26 protein-coding genes are annotated in these 19,945 nt (G+C 39.4%); 6 read left to right on the top strand and 20 right to left on the bottom strand.

Annotation, left to right across the window (positions count from 1 at the left end):
• The first annotated feature begins 96 nt into the window (after positions 1-96).
• On the top strand, positions 97-1,461 hold the full coding sequence (locus tag LKW28_RS09710; protein ID WP_229140167.1) for an MATE family efflux transporter: 1,365 nt from the start codon (positions 97-99) through the stop codon (positions 1,459-1,461).
• 41 nt (positions 1,462-1,502) lie between these two features.
• Here LKW28_RS09710 and LKW28_RS09705 read toward each other — a convergent pair whose 3' ends face one another.
• Positions 1,503-2,357, bottom strand: coding sequence for a deoxyribonuclease IV (locus LKW28_RS09705; RefSeq protein WP_229140166.1), 855 nt, complete (start codon positions 2,355-2,357; stop codon positions 1,503-1,505).
• A gap of 91 nt (positions 2,358-2,448) precedes the next feature.
• Between LKW28_RS09705 and LKW28_RS22960 the strand changes: the two genes are divergently transcribed.
• Entirely contained in the window at positions 2,449-2,574 is a 126-nt protein-coding gene (locus tag LKW28_RS22960) for a hypothetical protein (RefSeq protein ID WP_267497960.1), read from the top strand.
• 369 nt (positions 2,575-2,943) lie between these two features.
• On the opposite strand, the gene LKW28_RS09700 is transcribed toward LKW28_RS22960, so the two are convergent.
• From LKW28_RS09700 to LKW28_RS09690, 3 genes are read right to left on the bottom strand one after another with little or no spacing between them, the layout of a single operon-like run.
• Positions 2,944-3,228 carry a hypothetical protein gene (locus LKW28_RS09700; RefSeq protein ID WP_229140165.1) on the bottom strand — a complete coding sequence of 95 codons (285 nt, stop codon included), beginning with the start codon at positions 3,226-3,228 and terminating at the stop codon, positions 2,944-2,946.
• Between the two features lie 43 nt (positions 3,229-3,271).
• The gene (gene bshB2, locus LKW28_RS09695) at positions 3,272-3,952 is read right to left on the bottom strand and encodes a bacillithiol biosynthesis deacetylase BshB2 (protein ID WP_229140164.1); all 681 of its coding nucleotides are present in this window, start codon (positions 3,950-3,952) and stop codon (positions 3,272-3,274) included.
• A gap of 48 nt (positions 3,953-4,000) precedes the next feature.
• Positions 4,001-4,345: a YojF family protein gene (locus LKW28_RS09690; protein ID WP_229140163.1), complete on the bottom strand. Its 345-nt coding sequence runs from the start codon at positions 4,343-4,345 to the stop codon at positions 4,001-4,003.
• Between the two features lie 174 nt (positions 4,346-4,519).
• On the opposite strand from LKW28_RS09690, the gene LKW28_RS09685 reads away from it, so the two are divergent.
• Positions 4,520-4,753: a hypothetical protein gene (locus LKW28_RS09685; protein WP_229140162.1), complete on the top strand. Its 234-nt coding sequence runs from the start codon at positions 4,520-4,522 to the stop codon at positions 4,751-4,753.
• A 42-nt stretch (positions 4,754-4,795) separates the two neighbouring features.
• On the opposite strand, the gene LKW28_RS09680 is transcribed toward LKW28_RS09685, so the two are convergent.
• The 5 genes from LKW28_RS09680 to deoD all read right to left on the bottom strand — a co-directional run bounded on the left by LKW28_RS09680 (position 4,796) and on the right by deoD (position 9,322).
• Positions 4,796-5,062 (bottom strand): phosphocarrier protein HPr, encoded by a 267-nt coding sequence (locus tag LKW28_RS09680; protein WP_229140161.1) that lies wholly within the window; start codon positions 5,060-5,062, stop codon positions 4,796-4,798.
• 73 nt (positions 5,063-5,135) lie between these two features.
• Positions 5,136-5,945 (bottom strand): bifunctional DNA-formamidopyrimidine glycosylase/DNA-(apurinic or apyrimidinic site) lyase, encoded by an 810-nt coding sequence (gene mutM / locus LKW28_RS09675; protein ID WP_229140160.1) that lies wholly within the window; start codon positions 5,943-5,945, stop codon positions 5,136-5,138.
• Positions 5,946-6,040: 95 nt separating this feature from the next.
• Positions 6,041-6,280: a hypothetical protein gene (locus LKW28_RS09670; protein WP_229140159.1), complete on the bottom strand. Its 240-nt coding sequence runs from the start codon at positions 6,278-6,280 to the stop codon at positions 6,041-6,043.
• Between the two features lie 82 nt (positions 6,281-6,362).
• Positions 6,363-8,555: an amidohydrolase family protein gene (locus LKW28_RS09665; RefSeq protein WP_229140158.1), complete on the bottom strand. Its 2,193-nt coding sequence runs from the start codon at positions 8,553-8,555 to the stop codon at positions 6,363-6,365.
• 62 nt (positions 8,556-8,617) lie between these two features.
• Positions 8,618-9,322 (bottom strand): purine-nucleoside phosphorylase, encoded by a 705-nt coding sequence (deoD, locus tag LKW28_RS09660; protein WP_229140157.1) that lies wholly within the window; start codon positions 9,320-9,322, stop codon positions 8,618-8,620.
• Between the two features lie 131 nt (positions 9,323-9,453).
• On the opposite strand from deoD, the gene LKW28_RS22955 reads away from it, so the two are divergent.
• A complete protein-coding gene (locus LKW28_RS22955; RefSeq protein WP_267497976.1) occupies positions 9,454-9,588 on the top strand; it encodes a hypothetical protein in 135 nt (44 codons plus the stop codon).
• A gap of 14 nt (positions 9,589-9,602) precedes the next feature.
• Positions 9,603-9,749, top strand: coding sequence for a hypothetical protein (locus LKW28_RS09655; protein ID WP_229140156.1), 147 nt, complete (start codon positions 9,603-9,605; stop codon positions 9,747-9,749).
• A gap of 174 nt (positions 9,750-9,923) precedes the next feature.
• Here the strand turns inward: LKW28_RS09655 and LKW28_RS09650 are convergent, their stop codons facing one another.
• Positions 9,924-10,094: a YozD family protein gene (locus LKW28_RS09650; RefSeq protein WP_083497256.1), complete on the bottom strand. Its 171-nt coding sequence runs from the start codon at positions 10,092-10,094 to the stop codon at positions 9,924-9,926.
• A 146-nt stretch (positions 10,095-10,240) separates the two neighbouring features.
• Between LKW28_RS09650 and LKW28_RS09645 the strand changes: the two genes are divergently transcribed.
• Complete coding sequence (locus tag LKW28_RS09645) at positions 10,241-10,438, top strand: hypothetical protein (RefSeq protein ID WP_229140155.1); 198 nt, start codon at positions 10,241-10,243, stop codon at positions 10,436-10,438.
• Here the strand turns inward: LKW28_RS09645 and LKW28_RS09640 are convergent.
• From LKW28_RS09640 to LKW28_RS09595, 10 genes are all read right to left on the bottom strand, one after another.
• A complete protein-coding gene (locus tag LKW28_RS09640) occupies positions 10,435-11,127 on the bottom strand; it encodes a hypothetical protein (RefSeq protein ID WP_229140154.1) in 693 nt (230 codons plus the stop codon). The genes LKW28_RS09645 and LKW28_RS09640 overlap by 4 nt on opposite strands.
• Positions 11,128-11,423: 296 nt before the next feature.
• Positions 11,424-11,642 carry a YozE family protein gene (locus tag LKW28_RS09635; RefSeq protein WP_229140153.1) on the bottom strand — a complete coding sequence of 73 codons (219 nt, stop codon included), beginning with the start codon at positions 11,640-11,642 and terminating at the stop codon, positions 11,424-11,426.
• A 66-nt stretch (positions 11,643-11,708) separates the two neighbouring features.
• Complete coding sequence (locus tag LKW28_RS09630) at positions 11,709-11,981, bottom strand: YokU family protein (protein WP_229140152.1); 273 nt, start codon at positions 11,979-11,981, stop codon at positions 11,709-11,711.
• A 12-nt stretch (positions 11,982-11,993) separates the two neighbouring features.
• On the bottom strand, positions 11,994-13,406 hold the full coding sequence (gene ablA, locus LKW28_RS09625; protein ID WP_229140151.1) for a lysine 2,3-aminomutase: 1,413 nt from the start codon (positions 13,404-13,406) through the stop codon (positions 11,994-11,996).
• An 82-nt stretch (positions 13,407-13,488) separates the two neighbouring features.
• Positions 13,489-14,862: a sigma-54 interaction domain-containing protein gene (locus tag LKW28_RS09620; RefSeq protein WP_229140150.1), complete on the bottom strand. Its 1,374-nt coding sequence runs from the start codon at positions 14,860-14,862 to the stop codon at positions 13,489-13,491.
• Positions 14,863-14,980: 118 nt separating this feature from the next.
• Entirely contained in the window at positions 14,981-15,835 is an 855-nt protein-coding gene (gene ablB / locus LKW28_RS09615) for a putative beta-lysine N-acetyltransferase (protein WP_267497959.1), read from the bottom strand.
• A 39-nt stretch (positions 15,836-15,874) separates the two neighbouring features.
• Entirely contained in the window at positions 15,875-17,146 is a 1,272-nt protein-coding gene (locus tag LKW28_RS09610; RefSeq protein ID WP_229140149.1) for a peptidase, read from the bottom strand.
• An 18-nt stretch (positions 17,147-17,164) separates the two neighbouring features.
• Complete coding sequence (locus LKW28_RS09605; protein ID WP_229140148.1) at positions 17,165-17,827, bottom strand: 3-oxoacid CoA-transferase subunit B; 663 nt, start codon at positions 17,825-17,827, stop codon at positions 17,165-17,167.
• On the bottom strand, positions 17,812-18,504 hold the full coding sequence (locus LKW28_RS09600; RefSeq protein ID WP_229140355.1) for a CoA transferase subunit A: 693 nt from the start codon (positions 18,502-18,504) through the stop codon (positions 17,812-17,814). The genes LKW28_RS09605 and LKW28_RS09600 overlap by 16 nt, the downstream gene beginning before the upstream one ends.
• Positions 18,505-18,524: 20 nt before the next feature.
• Positions 18,525-19,880 (bottom strand): aspartate aminotransferase family protein, encoded by a 1,356-nt coding sequence (locus tag LKW28_RS09595; protein WP_229140147.1) that lies wholly within the window; start codon positions 19,878-19,880, stop codon positions 18,525-18,527.
• Between the last annotated feature and the right edge of the window lie 65 nt (positions 19,881-19,945).

The following is a 19,945-nucleotide window of genomic DNA, read 5'->3' as shown; positions in this document are numbered from 1 at the left end:
GAGAAAAGAACGAGTCTTGCATTTAGTTTTCCTTCAATCTTGTCATTTTTGTGATATAATCCATTAATCAATGTGGAAGGTAAAAGGAATTTTTTTATGAATCAAACATTTAGTCTTAATGACAAATATAAATTATTTTTTCATATTCTTTTCCCCATTCTTGTTACTCAGGTTGGTCTAAATCTTATCAATTTTGTGGATACAATGATGTCGGGTCGTGCTGGAGCATACGATCTTGCAGGTGTTGCGATTGGATCGAGTCTTTGGGTGCCAGTGTATACGGGGTTATCTGGAATTTTAGTTGCAATCACACCTATCATCGCGCAGTATGTAGGAGCCAAAAAAAGGGATAAAGTGCCATATTCAGTGATGCAGGGTGTCTATATTTCAATCATAATTGCTATAGTGGTAACTATTATTGGTGGATTTGTGTTAGATCCGATTTTATCTTTAATGAATCTTGAGTCAGATGTACGTGACATAGCAAAAGAATATATTATCGGACTTTCATTCGGGATTGTACCTCTTTTTGTATATCAGGTTTTGAGATCATTTATTGATGCGCTTGGTCATACACGCGTAACGATGATCATCACTCTTTCTTCTTTACCGATTAATGTCCTGTTTAATTACCTATTGATTTTTGGGAAATTTGGCTTTCCTGAGTTAGGCGGTGCTGGTGCTGGATATGCAACTGCGATTACGTACTGGTTGATCGTCCTTATAGCTGTTTGGATTGTTTTAACAAGAACACCCTTTGTTGAGTATCGTGTATTGCGTAAACTGTATCCTATTTCTCTTTCAAGCTGGGGTGAAATCTTAAAGCTTGGGTTGCCGATCGGGTTTGCAATCTTTTTTGAAACGAGCATATTCTCTGCCGTAACGTTGCTGATGAGTGAATTCAATACAGTTACGATTGCCGCTCACCAGGTCGCAATCAATTTTTCAAGTTTACTTTACATGATACCGTTAAGTATTTCGATGGCATTAACGATTGTTGTCGGATTTGAGGTAGGAGCAGGAAGATTTAAGGATGCAAAACAATATAGTTTGCTAGGCGTTTGTATTGGTGTGTTGATGGCGCTTGTCTGTGCAACTATCATTTTTGTTTTTCAAGAGCCGATCGCAAAAATGTATTCAGCAAATGCAGCCGTTATAGAGTTGACAACCCAATTTTTAATTTATGCAATCTTCTTCCAGCTTTCAGATGCGATTGCTGCACCGATTCAAGGAGCACTTCGTGGCTACAAAGATGTGAACACAACCTTTGTAATGACACTTATCTCCTATTGGGTTATTGGATTGCCGGTGGGATATGTGCTGGCCCAATATACGTCGCTTGGTGCGTTTGGATATTGGATTGGATTAATTGTCGGGCTAGCTGCAGGTGCTATTACATTGTCTGGACGATTGCTGATTGTGCAGAAGAAAGCTGCACGGATGGATATGAGTACAGAATAATAGGAAACCAGCCTTTTTTGAGGGCTGGTTTTTTGTTAAAATTACGGCTTATGGCCGTTAGCAAACTGACCCATCATCTCATTCAAAAACTTAATCTCATCTTCATGCGAAAATTTTCTCTCATGAGGTGTTTCGAGCACAAATGGAATATCTCTAAACACTGGGCTCAGTAAAAATTCGATGATTTGCTCGACTTTTATCTCCCCAGACGGAATATTGGCGTGTCGGTCCTTCATCGACCTTGTTGGATAAGCAGAATTATTTAAATGCACGGCTTTTAGATGTTCAAAAAGCCCTAGTTCAATCCCTTTTTCCTCAACCTCATGCCAATTATCGCCATCCCACACACCGCTTGCGAACAGGTGGCACGTATCTAAACAAAAACCGATTTTATCTGGATACTCAGTGAGTTGCCTCACTTGAACGAGTTCTTCTATCATAGTACCAGTTGGTCCACTTTTCCCGGCATTATTTTCTAGCAAGATAAGTGCTTCACCATCCCATCTTGCTAACACTTCATTGAGCGTTCCGATCATTCGCTGATAGCCTTCAAGTGGGTTTGTTGTATTTTTCAAAACTCCAAAATGAACAACAACCCCAATCGAACCACATTCATTGGCAATCTCCAAATCATTTAATAACGAATCGATAACTAGCTTTATTTGATCTTCATCGGCAACTAAATTGGTTGGATATGGAGTATGAGCAATCGTCAACAAATCATGATCATTACAAAATTTCGCACATTCCTTTGCATCGTGACAATCAAATTCCTTTACAGATAAGCTTCGTGGGTTCTTCGGAAAATATTGAAAGGACTTTGCTCCAATTTTTACTGCATGATAAGCAGCGCCTAAATATCCATCCCGGATACTAATATGACTTCCAAATCTCATGATTTCGTCTCCTCTTCTGCGTATATGCTTAGTTTTACAATCAAGAAAAGAACTATTCGTATATGGGCATACTAGTTTTGAGGTGAAGAAATTGGAAAATTTTACATCAAAAGATGAAGCAATTGAAAATAAGTCAATTGAGGAATTAGAAGAGGAAATGGGCTTATATATTGTTTCACCCGAGAAAGTTGGTTCAATTGTAGATGGAGAACAATAGAAAAGAGCGATGTTACCTATCGCTCTTTTCGCTGATTATGTCTTTATAATTAATCAAAATAGGACAATAGACTTGCTACTCTCCAGACAATAACAAATGAACATAAACTAATAAACGTTGCAGTAATTATTTTAGCTACACGTTTATTAGTTCCTTTGAAAATAGAATGTGCGAAGGAAAATGCAAAGATCAAAAATAAGATCACTGAAATTTCCATATACATGTTCATCTCCATAAAAATACCCCTTTCATTACTCGATGTCTTGAGATATTTTGACGAGCCCTTCTTGTATATGCACCGATTATAAAGGAAATTCCGTGGTTGTACAACAGAACTTTGAACTATTTGTAAATTTTTTCTTATTTTATTTACATTTTCTTCACATTTTCCATTTCTTCAAGGTAGACATGCTGTATATTAAGTTTATCTTCTATCGGCAAGCTAGAGTCAAAGATTCTTTTACTTGCTATAAAAAATTTTTCGTATGGTGTTTTTTGCAACCTTGGATGAGTCAGTTCATCAAGCAAGTCCCTTCGAACAGTAGCACGAAGGATGTCTTCACTGCTGAAGTCTTTTTGCCACAGCCTTCTATTCATCCAAAGAGATTGGTATGCTTTTAAAAGTCGATCAAAATCAACGGGATAGTTCTCCATGATTTAAAGAGCTCCTTTTATGTCTAAGAGCTAAAATGGCTTTTTAGCTCCTAGCACTTTCATCATCAAATTTATACGTCCAATACACTTCTGTTCGCAGCCACTCCAAGACCTCTTTATCATTGTTATCGATTTTCTCTAGTAAATTGCCCATAAGTCCCTCAGTTTGGGAGCGATGTGCTTTTAATGTGGCAATTTTTTTGTCCAGTACTTCACTTACATCGAATTCAACATCATGCTCACCAATTTTTTCGACACGGTCGTGAGTGATGGCCTTGCAGTAAACCATGGGCCGGTTTTCTTTTGGAATTCGCTTAACTGCACGTACTGTTGCTTCGCCTGTTGCATCATGGTCAGGGTGAACACCATGTCCCGGATAAAAAGTGATTACAAGGGATGGATTTAGTTCTTTAATAATTTCTTCAATGCTATCTGCAATATTTTCAGGATCTAAAAATTCCAATGTTTTATCACGGTAGCCTAGCATGCGAAGATCGGTAATGCCACATGCCTTACAAGCTTCTCTTAGCTCTTTCTTGCGAATTTCTGGTAAGGTTTCACGGTTAGCAAAAAATGGATTCCCTAAATTTCTGCCCATTTCACCAAGGGTTAAACATGCATATGTAACGGGAACCCCTTTTTGGGTGTTTAAACTAATAAGACCTGACACTCCAAAAGCTTCATCATCTGGGTGCGGTAGTACGATTAAAATATGTCGTTCCATTTTACTACTCCTTTATTCAAATTATGCCATAATGATTGTCCCAAATCCTTAGAATGGGGTTGTGCTGATTTGAAGAGCGACAGCAAGCTTTCCTTCTTCATCATGTCCGGCAAGTAATAAACGATCTTTCTCGTCTAATTCCCAATCTGTAAGTCCTTCTGCATAAATCCAGCCTATGTCCATCTTAAGGCCTACACGGTATGGGTCATTTCCGACAATTTTTCCTTCTGAATAAGAAACAAGGGCGTTTCGAATAAATGCACCTGCTGAGGTTTTTCGGGCACCTGAATGTACTGCATATGCGCCATTTGTTGTTTCAAGGTGAATATATACGTTTTGGTTGGCAAAACGGTTAATTAATTCCTGTACGTCTTCCTTACTAATCGGTTTCAAATGTGGATCCTCCAAACTGAAAATAAATAATCATCATATTTAAATATTAACGATTTTATCAATAAAATTCCAATAATGTGAACTGAAATGAATTAAGTTGTAATAACTAGTATTTCTGGTATGATTTTCTACGTATTGGGTATATTACGTATATGAAGAAGGTGGTGAACAAAATTGGCAAGAGAAAACCTTGAACTTGTGAACAATATGGAATTTGGCATTACGTCCAAATTCGTTCCGAACTTATGTGAAGCAAAAACATTAAAAGTTGTTGAAATAAATCAATCATCTGTTCGAATAGAGCTTGAATCAAGACAAAAAGGGGTCTTCCCTCTCTCTCATTTTCAATACTTAATCCGCCACGGTGCATTGGTATTATCAAAGGACGAAGAAGAAGATACAGCGTAATAGAAAACAACCATCCAATCGATGGTTGTTTTCTATTTTTAATTATTCACCTAATTTTTCATCTTTTAATACAGAACCGATACCTTCTAATGCAGCATCTTCATCATTACCTTCAGCTTGAATCACGATTTGTGAGCCTTTTGGAACACCTAAAGACATTACACCCATGATTGATTTAAGGTTAACAGATTTTCCATTGAAGCTAAGTGTAATTTCTGATTGATATTGACTTGCTTTATGTACGAGCTTCGTAGCTGGTCTAGCGTGTAAGCCTGCATCGCTTGTAATTGTAAAAGTTTTTTCTGCCATGTTTTTTCCCTCTTTCTAATATTCATTCTCTTATAGAATAGCCATGAAACACCATGATAATCAAGTAAATTTTTCAGATTTGGCAATTTGCACAAAAAAATGTCTTGCGTGAGGACACTTCCTTCTTCACAATCACCGAGCCACAGCGGACACATGGCTCACCTTCTCGATTATACACTCTGCATCTTTCCTCGAAACCGCCTGTTAGTTGATCTCCTCTAAATAGAGGCAAATCGATGTATCCACCGTGGCTAATTCCTTCCTGTAATACAGTTTGAATCGATGAATGAAGTTTTTGTAACTGGGAATTGTCGAGGGAATCAAAGGCTCTGGTTGGCAGTAATTCGGCAGCGAAGCAAATTTCATCCGAGTAGCGATTTCCGATTCCGGCAATAAATTGTTGATCTACTAATGTTGTTTTCAGTTTTCCTTTTTTGTGTTCGGCTAATTTTTGAAAAACCTGTGGTGTAAAATTGGGCTGAAGTGGCTCAGGACCTAGGTTAGCAAATTCCTCCTCCACTTCTTTTGAAGTAAGCAGGTGTAAGTAACCTAATCGAAGACCCATGAAAACAAGCCTATGCGACCCAAAGCTAAGAATAACTTGTTTTGTCCTTGTAATAGTATCGTCATCTGTTTCAATGTACATTAAGCCACCTAACATGAGGTGAAGCAATAGTTTTTTACCACTTGATAGATCAAAAATTAACTGCTTTGCCCTGCGATGGATGCGGGTAATTTTATTGCCAATAAGCTCATTTTTAAACTCTGCAATCGAGCTGTTAATCGATTTTTCACGATTTACCTCGACGCTATTAATCGTATATCCTGCTATTTTTAACTGGAGGAGGTTTTTATAGGTCTCCATTTCTGGCAACTCAGGCATCGATACACCTCCATAATTGTTTGAATATAGCTTAAGCAATTAACCATTGTTTCATGTATACAAAAAGCCACGAAGAAGACCTCCGTGGCAATTATTTAGTGTAATTTTTCAAGTTCATTTTGGAGTTGTTTAGTCCGTTTCGCATTTCCTTCTGCAAAATTGGCAAGTCTTTCCTTTAGTTCCACATCATGATGAATTCTTTCAGAGGTAATCAAATAGCGTCGCATCAGTTCAGATTCTGCTGAATAGGCTGTTTCCAGAATTTCCTTTAAGGCATTATCTGTTAGCGCATCCTCACGGTTATGATTTCGATCAAAATCTTTCTCATGATTCATGATAAAATCACCTCTTTAAAAGTATTTGCGTTTTTAGAGAGGAATACGGCTGTAAAAATGAGCCAAAACGGACGCTGTGCTTTTACTTAAATACTCCAATGATTGGTTGTCCATTTTTAACTTGAGTTAGTACTCCTGTGTCATCCTTTGTAATTTTCCCAGATACAATGACATAGTCGACTCCTTTTGAAGGTGATGCTGGTTTTTCAGCTGTCGATGTATCAATGATTGTATTGTAGTCAAACACCGTAATATCGGCCGTGGCGCCTTCATGGAGTCTTCCTCGTGTAGCCATCGCCGGTGCAATATCCTCAATCTGTCTTGCAGAATGAATTGTTATCTTCTTCATCCCTTCCATAAGCGGCAAAACATCAAGGTCACGAATATATCGCCCAATAAACCTTGAAAAGGTTCCCGCTCCCCTAGGATGATTAAATTCATTATCCATTGTCGCATCACTGCCAATCATACTATGCTCGACCTGGAGTGCTTGAATGAGCTCTTTCTCCTCCATTGCATAGACAATGACGATTCCACCTTTTTTACGATACTTTGGAAAAGTTTCTGCTGTCAATCGCTCGGTTGTTCCCGCAACCTGAATATCGGAATAAGTGATGCCAAAACGTGACTGCCAGTCTCCTGCCATACGTTCAAATGAAATATTCGTCGCCCATGAATCATATGGATAGACGTCATATGTGACTTGATAACCTTCAGAGCGAGCTTCTTCAATTAATGCAAGTGCCTCATCCATCGCACCTGTCCCTCCTGTACTATGGAGATGCATAAAATGAACCGGTGCATCAAGCTCCCTTGCATAGCCCAGGACTTCTTTAACAGAATCAATACTAGTGTGCTCACCTGTTAGACTGGAGTGTCTGCCATGAAAATGAGTAACAAGCCCATATTCCTTTGCAACCTTCATGATGGCTTTGATCTCTTCTGGGGTGGTTCCAGGATAATACTCAGGACTAAACGCGACTGAAAGTGCACCTTTTTTAATTTCCTCACGAGCCCGTTTTACCATATAATCAATTTGTTCCTGAGTTGGCGTGCCATGATTACCGAGACCTGCCTCATAGCGCAGGCGAACTGCATACAAGGCACCACCGTAGTTTACTGATGTTGGATATTGACCGTACTGATTAAAAAAACCATTAAAATCAACAGTACACCCGTGCATTGAGAGGTTCGTTGTGACCCCGTCAGCAATTTTAAATTTCGCTCCCATCGGACTTGGATTGAACGAGAGCATATCAATAAAACCTGGACTTACAATTTTTTGATACGCATCAATTTCGGTTTTACCTTTAATAGTTGTTTTTGTGATTGCTGCCACTTTATCATCGATTATGCCAACATGATACCCAATTTTTAGAGTCTCTTTATCTGGATCAAGTACAATTCCATTTTTAATAACGATATCATATGTTTCAGACTGTTTTTCCACAGCCGAATCTGATTGCTTGTATTCGTAGACTTTAATTTCAAGCTTGTCTTTCTTTGATTTAAAACCGACAAGCTGTTCGCCATCGAATAAAAACTTATCTCCATTTATTTTTTTTAGCTGAGTCGTTTGATTGGTTGTAAGATCGTGAACATATGCCGAAACCTTGCCTTCATCTTTGATCGTGTAGACAATCTGTTCTAGCTCCGGATTGGCATCAACCCAGTCGAGTTTTGCTTTTTTTGATGGCAGCTCAACGACTAATAAATCCATATGAGAATTAAATTCGGTCGTATTAAAAATGATTTCCGCGTTTTGCTTTTCTGGATTGGTTCTCGCGTACAGCATTCCTTCCATATACCCATTCTTGAACTTAATATTGCTGATTTCAGCTGAATCCTCAAACGGGATTTCTGAAACCGTTTCTTTCGTTGCAATATTAATGATTTCCATAAAATTACTGCCATCTTTCTTTTTCCCATACAAATACATAAGGTGAGAATCTGGATTAACTTCAACCCCTTGATAGGTTTTATCCGGACTCTTCGGAAGCTGAAAATCAACCCACGGCTTCACATTTTCGATAACGGATTGCTGTCTATCTCCAATATAAAGCTTCTTTTCACCTTTTTCTTCAAGCATAGCGAGAACTTGATTTCCATAGAACGTAATCCCGTCAATTTTGAAGCCGTTTACAATCAACTCACTTTTAACGGCTTCATCGGTGTCAGTAAAGACTTCCGATGGAGAAAAAATTTTTGAACCAAAAAAGAGAACAATTAGCACGATTACAAGTGTTACACCATATTTAACAAAACGATTTTCCATATTTGATCACCCTAATAAAAGAGGAAAAAATCTCGAAACCCGAAATCTTTTCCCCTTTCAAATTATTCCTTCAACGCTGCTTCAAGCGCAACCTCGATCATATCATTAAATGTGGTTTGTCGTTCTTCGGCTGTTGTTTCTTCTCCAGTTAAAATATGATCACTCACCGTTAAAACAGATAATGCATTTCGTCCAAACTTCGCTGCTAATGTGTATAATGCAGTTGTTTCCATTTCTACAGCAAGTATACCGTATTGAGCCCATTTTTCTAATTCTGCATTTTCATTGTAGAATACATCACTTGTGAAGACATTTCCTACTTTTAGATTTAAACCCTTGTCAATTCCGGCATCATACGCTTTTTTCAATAGATCAAATGATGCTGTTGGCGCAAAGTCCACAGTTCCAAAGTTGATGCGGTTCATCTGTGAATTCGTTGATGACGTCATCGCTAGAATGACATCACGCACTTTCACATCTTTCTGAATCGCACCGCAAGTCCCAACGCGAATTAAGTTTTGGACACCATATTCATTCATTAATTCATGTATGTAGATGGAGATGGATGGAACACCCATTCCTGTTCCTTGTACAGATACTCGCTTTCCTTTATATGTACCAGTAAAACCAAGCATTCCACGCACTTCATTGTAACAATTTACATTTTCAAAAAAGTTTTCTGCAATATATTTTGCACGCAATGGGTCTCCTGGAAGCAATATTGTTTCAGCAATATCCCCTTGCTTTGCACCAATATGTGTACTCATTCATGTTCCTCCTATGTAAATATTGCATGTTTCCTATCTTACCACATATACATTCTACTTAAAAATTGTCATGAACGCAAAAAACTGGGGAAAGCTATGGGTGTATCATTTTTGAAGGAGGGTTTTCATACGTGGCAAATGAAAGAATGAGCAAAAAATTGCGTCAGGCTGTTGAATATGCAAATGCTACCGACACAACAAAAGGTGTTGGCAATCCACCAAATACATCGAAGAAAGAAAAAGATGGCTTTATCCAGCCTAAATAAGCGGAGGGATATATATGGGTAAAAAAAATCGCGCACGAACTGGTGCACCAAAGAAGAATAATCATGTACCACCAGAAGCAATCGAAGCAGAACAAATCGCACATGGAAAAGAATTTTCCGCGGCAGGCGGCCGAAAAAACGGTCCTGGACATAATAAATGATATAAGAAAAAGGGCGTCCATATTTTGGATGCCCTTTAATATTCAATAAAATTTTTTCGAGTATTCCTCTTACACCTTGATATAAAACTATACGTCCAGGCACAAAAAGAATTTCTAAAAAATTGATTTTTTTAACCAACAAAAAAACGACGGGTTTTCCGCCGTCATATGTACTCAATCTTCATTTTCTTCATCGATTACGCATTTATAAAGCAAGTATTCAAAGGTGATATCTGCTAGCTCCTCTAGCTCTTCCTCGCCTGGGGCAAATCCCCTTTGGACAAGCTCGTTATAGAAAAATTCCGCAATTTCCTCCGTATCAATAACAACCTCAATTTCCTTCAGCATGATCGCCCCCTTTACATAAGATGTATGTTTTAAAACCTACACCTATGTCATTTTCGTATGTATTTTATTTTTTAGTCATGAATTCAAAGGTTCATACATAGGATGAAATATAAATAGTGGACAAGCCTAATGGAGGGGTTCTCATGACAAAGCATGCCGTTATCCTAAAATTCCCAGTTAAAGAAGAAGTCAAAGAGACAAATAAATTCCTTGAATTTATTGACGGAGATGGGTTCGACAAAGTGTTAGGAAAAGTAACAAAAGGATTATTTTCTGCTATTTTATTTTTAGGGATCCCTTATTTCATTTATGTGTTAGTCCAAGCATTCTTCATGGGTTAATCGTTACCTTTCCCAGACTCAAATTTTTGTAAATTCTTCATTGCTAAATCCATCACATCTTTATATTTCTGATCCTGGAACATATCGTACAGGATCTTGTAGTCGTTGTAGACATCAAGTAAGCCGTCAATGATTTCTTTTTTTTCTTTTTTGATACGCATATGATCTTTTTCGGATTTACGATAGATATCCATATTTTCATACATCCCCACATTTTTGTTTTTCTTTTTCACAAAATACTTCAACGAATATTTTTGAAGGAATGTTTCGGCTTGATCAAAATCTGCAAGTAGTGTCAGCTCATCCTCTCCCGCTTCGAGCCACTCACCATCTGTCACTCGCGCTAATTCGTAAATCACATCCTCCCATGCACCCTCTTTATATCTCCAAATTTCTGTGTGTATCCCGACAATTTTAAACACATCATTCTCATAGCCTTGAACAAAGACAAGGTCACCAAAATAATATTTATATTCAATTTCGATTTTTTCAATTTCGATTGGCATTGCTTTGTATTCAGATAGCAGAGTTAATGCAGCTTCCGAATAAAATGCTTCACCTTTATTAACTTTATATAGAAAATTCCCATCTAGCTTGCGAATATCAGTCACAGACCCAACTGTTCCATATAACGTAACTACAACGATATCCCCTAGTTTGTATTTTGGCTTTTTATTTTTACCATCCATATCCTCATCCCTTTAGCTTTTGTGTCGATTTGAAGGGTGTGTGATAGTATATGCAAGGCCCATGTAAAACGGCATTGGAATAGGGCTTGTGAGATAAGAAAAATTAGTGGGGGGCGAGCCTAAAATTTGTGGGTATTGGAGTGTTCGGTTTAAAGGTCGTGAGGGGGCATGCAATTCGGTTAGTGACAGTAAATCCTGTTTAGTGGCAGTAAATCCTGAACAGCGACAGTATTTTAAAAATATCATTTCATCCAACTTAAAAACCACCGAGAATCTGTATCTCGGTGGTTGAACACTCAATCTTCATTTAGGTATAGCTCCCAAGCTTTATCGAAAATAGACATACTTTTTAAATACTGTCCGTTTAGCTCCAAATACGAGCTCAATTCGTTGTAATCCTTCGAATAAATGGGAAAGCTGTGATCCAGATACACGTCATTTGCAAATTGACTAATCTCATCTTTCGCTTTCGCCGCACGAAACTTCACAATATAATGATAAAATGACTTCCCCAAGCAACCACTTCCTACCCCTGTCGAACAGTTTTTTTGTCATTTTATCATGTTGTGTTGTCATGTCAACTAAAATCGGAAATAGTTATGCTTTAAAAATCGCGGAATTTCCATGAGCTCCTTGTATTGAATCGTTTTAGAAAGTTTTTTTGTATCAATTAGCATAAGTTGGTCTTCAATTTCATTGATAATGGTTTCTTCTTGGTATTCCATGCCGCAATTTACGCATTTGACACTGGGTGTTTCAGTAATTTCAATTGCGCGCGTTCCGTCTGGGAGTTCCCAAAACACACTGTTGGTCGTTTCATTCGCTTTCTCTGATTCACACCACATACAATTCAAGAATATAACCTCCTAACTTGATGCTTCCTCATCCTTACCGCCTTGCATTTTTTTCAATGTCGATTGATATTTTTTCTCCTTCAATTCATCGCGTTTGTCACGTTTATCTTTTAATGTGCTGTGAGTTGGGTCCTCATTGTATTTCTTTCTGCGGGAAATACGGTTGATTCCCTCTGGGACGAGATTGAATCCGTCACCCAACAGACCGGCAATACCTGCTTTTGATTTTTTATCTTCAAGCGAACCAACATGGTCAGTAAAGTAGGCATCCGCACGTCCTGGCACATAGTTTTCTGGCTCTGGATAGGTTGTAATAACTCCTTCAAAATTACGAAGGACAACCTTTTCTGGACTTTGTGAAAGCAGATAATTCGGCTGCACGGCAATTTTCCCGCCCCCGCCAGGAGCATCTACCACAAACGTCGGGACAGCATATCCTGAAGTGTGTCCGCGCAGGCCTTCGATAATTTCCAAGCCCTTTGAAACGGGTGCTCTGAAATGACCAATTCCTTCAGATAAGTCACATTGATAAATATAATAAGGTCGAACTCTAATCTTAACTAAATCATGCATTAGTTTTTTCATGATTTCGACGCTGTCGTTAATGCCAGCTAAAATAACGGACTGGTTTCCGACTGGAACACCGACATTCACCAGCATTTCACATGCTTTTTTCGCTTCTTCCGTAATCTCAATCGAGGTGTTAAAGTGTGTGTTTAACCAAACCGGATGATATTTCTTTAAAATATTACACAGGTTTTCAGTAATACGTTGAGGAAATACAACCGGTGCTCTCGTTCCAATTCGAATAATTTCCACATGGGGAATCTCCCGTAAATTTTTCAAAATATATTCAAGGATGTTGTCATTGATCAGTAGACCGTCACCACCTGAAATGAGGACGTCACGCACTTCAGGAGTGTTCGCGATATAGCCGATTGCTGCATCAAGCTGTTTTTTCGGCACCCCCATGCCGATTTGACCGGAAAATCGTCTTCTCGTACAATAGCGGCAATACATCGAGCACTGATTTGTCACTAAAAAAAGAACACGGTCTGGATAACGATGTGTCAGTCCAGGCACTGGAGAATCCTCATCTTCTTCAAGGGGATCCTCTAAATCGTATTTTGTCTTATAAATTTCTTTTCCTATTGGGACGGATTGCATTCGAATTGGACACCGTGGATCATCCGGATTCATTAATGAAGCATAATATGGCGTTATATTTAAAGGAATTGTCTTTGTTGAAATCAAGACGCCCTCTTCTTCCTCTGGTGTTAGGTTGATCACCTTTCGTAAATCATCAATGGTGCGGATTGTATTGGTTAATTGCCAAATCCAATCATTCCATTGATCTTCTGTTACATCCTTCCATAATTCAATGTCCTTCCAATGACGCTTAGGCTTATATAAGTTCATCTGCATAAAAAATCTCCTCCCTATTTTAATTAACATGCAAGTAGCATGCCAATTCTTAAAGCAGAAAGGAGATTATCTGTAAATTGGGCTAAAAATTCTTCTTTTGTAATTTGTATTGCAAGGTTTGACGTGGGATTTCAAGCAATTTTGCGGCCTGCTTGATGTTCCCTCCTGACTTTTCCATAGCTGCTTCAATCAATGAATTTTCCGTTTCCCGAACGGCCTCTCGAAGTGGTCTTAATAAATGCTTTGAGGTATTGTCTGGCGAATCCACAAGGTGATTTGGCAGTAAGTCCATCGTTAGGCTCAAACCATCCGCCATGATCATGGCGTGCTCAATAATATGCTTTAACTCACGGACATTTCCCGGCCATTTGTAGCGAGCGAAAAGGTCAAGAACCGCAGCATCCACTTTTGAAATATTTTTTTGAAAGCTATGGTTATAGAGTCCTATAAAATGATCCACTAAATAAGGGATATCTCCGATTCGTTCACGTAATGGCGGAATTTCAAGAGAAAAAACATTTAAACGGTAGTACAAATCCGGCCTTAATTCGTGGTCCTTGACACATTCCGACGGATACTTATTTAATGCCACTATCACGCGAACATCCACTTGGAGAGCTTTCGGGCTGCCGATTCTGCGCACCATCCCGTCTTCTAGAACACGAAGTAATCGTGATTGAAGCTCAAGTGGCATTGAATTGATTTCGTCTAAAAAAAGCGTCCCGCCATGTGCGATCTCAAATAAACCTGCACGGTCTACCGCTCCTGTATAACTTCCCTTTACTGTTCCAAATAAAATGCTTTCTAATAAGCTTTCAGGTAATGCCGCACAGTTTTGTGCGATAAATGGTGATTGTCTTCTTGGTGATTCATTATGAATGGCTTGAACGAGCAGCTCTTTTCCCGTGCCTGTTTCCCCGTACACCAAAACTGTTGATGAAGAGTTCGCAACCTTAATCGCTTGCTTCTTCACATGGTTGAAGCGCTCATTTTTCGTCAGGATATCATGAATAGTGTATTTAGCACCGTAGATTTCATTCGGCTTTTTTGTAACGCCTCGAACCTTGGATTGCAGGTCCATTAATTTATTGGATAAGTCCTTGATTTTTGAATAATCCTTGCCAATTTCAACCGCACCAATGAAGGTACCGTTTATTTTAATTGGAATCGTCGTATTCACCGTATCAATCAGCTTTCCCCATTTATTTTTATAGGTTTGGGGGAGATGAAAAATCGGCTGCTTAGTGCGAATCACCTTTAATAGTGTGCTAGAATTCTCATTTAATGAGGGAAAAACCTCAAGAAGATGTTTTCCAAGGACTTCTTCCCGGCTTAGCCCATCATGCTCTGCTGCCACCTGATTATAGAAGATGGTGACTCCTTCCTCATTTACTACATGAATGGCTTCATCAATACTATCTAAAATTGCGATGACTAGTTCTTCTCCGATTTGCATGAATCTCCACCTCCTACTCACATGATGAAATTCCGGCGCGGGATGCCGAAAATTGAGGCCCACAGGACGCGAGCCATGAAGACGCTGCCACAGGATATGGCGTTCTCTTAGTCATTGTTCAATTTCTGGATAGATCTTTCACCCACACATTCATATCTTCAATCTTATCAAAAATATAACAATTGTTTGTGAGTCTGCCAGTATACGAGTATCCAAGCTGGTAAAAGCTTTTGTTCATACCATATGAAAGTGCTCTCGCAATCGAGTAGGCACAATAGATTCCATTGTTCATTAGCTCTTTTTCAAGCTGCATCAAGAGCTTTTTCATTAATCCGTGCTTGCGGTATGCATCCAGGGTCGCACAGTCGGTTAGTTCCGCATTGTAAAAGGTTGAGTTTACTTCAGCTGAGGCACTGCTTACAATTACACCGTTGTCCTCAACTACATAAAAGATTGTCGAATCCTTCATCACTTGCTGAATATAATCTGGGTTGTTTAATGGAGTAGGATAGATTTGAAACACAGTGTCGTATAATGTCGCCAACTGTTCTGCATCTCCAGGTGTTGCTTTGCGGATTAAAAAATGGGTGTCTGTTAATTTATTTTCTCGCGGTTTTCTAAGGATGTCATTGATAATTTTATCCTCTTCCAACCATTTTTCACTATTTCGTCGTTCATTTGTATAGTATTTCGTGACAAAATAGGCATCACTGCCAATAAAATATTTTTGAATCATCGCTTCGATCATAAAACCACTCGCCATAAAATCACACAAGTCCTCGTACTTTGCCATGCAAATGATTTTTTCAAAGGAATGCTGTACAGCAATCTGATGAACCTCTTCTAAAAGTGAAAAAAGATTGCCGCGATGTTCAACTACTCGAACTCTCAGATTAAAGTAATCTATGATGATGTTTGCTTGATAGGTTACTCTATTTATCTGCTTTTGCTCACTGTATTTCTGACCTGACAACACCCAACCTCCTAAAAAATCTTTTCTACTATCATATCATTAATCTTCAGAAACTTCACACCACTCTAAAATAGTGCGAGCAATAATTTCTGAAGTATCGAACATTCGTTCAAGCTCAATATACTCATTCTGGTAATGAGCAACCTCTGTTGTTCCAGGACCAAAGACGATGGTTGGGATATTGCCAACCGCTGTTAAAAGACCACCGTCCGTGCCCCATGGTGAAGCTTCAATGATCGGATCTTCCCCCTTCACCTGTTTAAAACTATTTTTTAAAAGATTCATAAGTTCGTGTTCGGGATCAATCGTACCAGGCACCCAACGTGCTCCGAACCATTCAAGTCCAACCGGATGTTCCTCAAACCACGCATCCTTTTCAGGTAATTTAGTAAGCCATTGTTCCATTTCGGATTTTGCGTGTTCAATCGTTTCCTCTGGTGCAACCCCCATTCGTCCTTCAATTGTGACAACGTCCGGTACAGAGGATGGCCAAGTTCCGCCATGAATTTTTCCAATATTAATTGGGACAGGGATTGGGGTATTTTTATACAATGGGTCATTGATCGCACCATTGCGAATCATTTCTAACTTTAATAAATGATTGATGACTGTCATCGATTTTTCGATTGCACTGATGCCCTCATATCTTGTTCCACCATGTGCAATCCGACCATAAATATCGATTTTGAACCATAAGGAACCTTGTTGCTTCGGAAAAATTTTCATATTTGTCGGTTCAGGAATAATTGCGCCATCTGCTTTATAGCCTTTTAAAATGGTCGCAAGGGTTCCAGCCCCACCACTTTCCTCTTCAATAACACTTTGAAAGATAACGTCTCCTTTTAATTGAATACCAGAATCTTTAATGGCTTGGATCGCTAAAAGGAGTGAAACATTTCCACCCTTCATATCGGTGGAACCTCGTCCATATAATTTTCCATCCTTCACTTCCGCAGAATACGGGTCCATCTCCCATTGCGTGATATCGCCCTCTGGAACTACATCGATATGTCCATTTAACAAGAGGGATTTCCCGCCACCTGTCCCTTTAAGGACACCTACAACATTGGGACTGTCAATAAAATTGCTCCTTGGTGACACAAAAAACGGATGCTTCAACAGTTCAGCACCATTTGGCTCCCAGATGTCAATTTCCATCCCAAGCTGGCGGCATTTTTCAATGATAATCGCCTGTGAGGATCTTTCATTCCCTTGAAGACTAGGCTCTTGAACTAGCTTTTTTAAAAGGCGGATGCCCTTACTCTTGTTCTCTTGTATCCACTTTTTTACTTTCTCATGATTGTCACACACACAATTCTCCTCCCTATATTAAACTAGTTGTGAAATGGTATCGTCCCACTTCAATTCGGCACTCGTATTTTTGATGACATCCTCCACGACAAAAGGGGCCATGACTTCTAGTAGCTGAAGTCCATCCTCCCTTACTCCAATCACAGCCATATCTGTGATAATGAGGTTAACACAGCTTCTCGAAGTGAGCGGCAGACTGCATTCCTTCACAATCTTGGAATTTCCATGCTTGTCGACATGATTCATTAAAACAATGACTTTCTTCGCTTTTTGCGCTAGTTCCATCGCACCGCCCATTCCTGGAACGCGCTTACCCGGAACAATCCAGTTAGCAAGGTCACCTTTTTCACTAACCTGAAGCGAGCCTAAAATGGTTATATCGATATACCCACGACGAATCATGCCAAAGGCAATTGAACTATCAAAATAGGAGGAACCTGTGACAGTTGTTACCGGGTACCCGGCAGCATTGCAAATATTCTCATCTTCCTCACCCTTATCTGGGCTTGGACCGATACCTAATATCCCGTTTTCGGCATGCACCATGACGTTCATCCCGTCTGGCAGATGGTTCGGAACAAGTGAAGGAATCCCAATCCCAAGGTTCACAATCATGCCATCCTTAATTTCCTGTGCAGCTCTTTTTGCAATTCTATTGCGAATATCTACTCCCATACCCATTTCCAGTTCACCCCTCCCGTTTCGATGATCATATCGACATAAATGCCAGGCGTAATGACTTCCTCTGGGTTAAGTTCTGAGAGCGGAACAATTTCCTCAACCTCAGCAATAGTGTATTTACCAGCCATAGCCACAAGCGGATTCATATTTCGGGCACTTTTGTCATAGACAAGGTTTCCGAATGGATCAGCTTTTTTCGCAAAAACAATAGAAACATCCGCCGTTAATGGCTTTTCTAATAGATAATTCGTACCATCAACTTGGATGATTTGTTTTCCATTTGATACGATTTCGTTATCAATACCAACATCTACTAAAATCCCGCCAAGTCCCACTCCACCAGCTCGTATTCGTTCAGCTAAAGTTCCTTGCGGAGAGAATTCAATTTCCATTTTTCCTTCCGTCATTAATTTGCCTGCTACCGGGTTAGAGCCAATATGGGAAACAACACATTTTTTTGCATGACCACGGCTTACGAGTTTTCCAATTCCAATGTTTGGAAAACCTGTATCATTTCCTATCAACGTCAAATCTCTGACGTTTTTCTCCAGCAAACCATCGATAAGAGTTGGCGGGCTTCCAATCCCGCCGAAGCCCCCAAACATTAGTGTTGTTCCATCATTGATATGTGCCAGGGCCGCTTCTAGAGTTGAAATCTTATTGTAGCGATTTTCAATCACCTTATTACACCTCCTTGTTATGCTGATATTACACCTTTATTCCTCAGTTCGGTTTCCACATCGTTTAGGGTTTGATCAAGGAGTTCGATTAGTTCATCGATTTGATCTTTGGTGATCGTTAGTGGCGGAGCAACAAGAATGGCATCTCCACCAACACCTTCGATTCCAGCCGCAGCCGGATAAAGTAAGAGACCATTTTTCTGACCTTGACCAACAACAAGTGATGTTAAATCGATTTCCTTTTTAAAAGGGAATTTCGTAATCATGTCGGATACAAATTCAATTCCACACATAAGTCCTTTTCCACGAACATCGCCAATAATGGGATGCATTTTTTGTAATACTTCTAGTTTCGCATTAAGGTATTTTCCGAGTTTCTTAGATTTTTCAACGAGATTATGAGTTTCAATGTAATTGATTACTGCTAAAGCGACTGCAGCAGATTGAGGATTAGCACTATATGTGTGACCACTCATGATGAGCTTTGACCCCTTTTGAATAGGGTCCATTACCTTTTCACTTACAAGTGTTGCGGCAACCGGTGTGTAGCCAGCACTCATCCCTTTTCCAAGGGCAATGATGTCTGCCTGTGTATCCCAATGTTCAAGGGCAAACATTTTCCCAGTGCGGCCCATTCCTGTCATTACCTCATCTGCGATGAATAATATGTTGTGTTTTTCGCAGATTTTTTTGATGACTTGATAATAGCCTTCAGGCGGTACAATTGCACCACCCGCTGCACCAATAATCGGTTCAGCAATGAAGGCTGCAATATGGTCGGCACCTATTCGGTTGATTGCTTGTTCCAATTCGGTTGCACACATATGGTTGCAGGTCGGATAGGTGGTGTTAAACGGACAACGGAAGCAATATGGTGGCTGAATTGTTGGATAGTCCTCTAATAATGAAACAAATCGAGCTCTTCGTCCGGGATGACCGGACATCGAAAGCGCACCAATCGTTATTCCGTGGTAACTCATCCAGCGTGATAAAATTTTATTTTTCCCCTTGATGCCTTTTTCCTGCCAATATTGGATTGCTATTTTCATTGCGGTTTCCGTTGCCTCAGAACCGCTGTTTACAAAAAAAGACCAGTATTCACCGCCTTTTGCCAGGTCACTTAACTTTTTTGCTAATTTTTCAGCGGGCTCACTTGTGAATTGTGACCTATACACAAACGAAATTTTATTAGCCTGTTTTTCAATTTCTTCAATGATTTCCTTGACGCCATGGCCGATGCTTGCCGTGATGGCACCAGAAGAGCCGTCGATGTATTTTTTCCCGTATGTATCATATAGGTAAATTCCATCCCCATGGCTAATCATCGGATAATCCTTATCCAATAAGGGTTTAATTAAGCGGGTTTCGTCCATACGAACCCCTCCTCACCAAAATGGTATTGCATACATCATAAACAAATACACACGCCTTTTTCTCA

Origin of the sequence: Bacillus sp. REN16, from assembly GCF_020731355.1 — a bacterium.
Lineage (GTDB): Bacteria > Bacillota > Bacilli > Bacillales > Bacillaceae_L > Ferdinandcohnia.
Note: the sequence above shows the minus strand (reverse complement) of the source record. Positions and strands in the feature narration are given on the sequence as shown.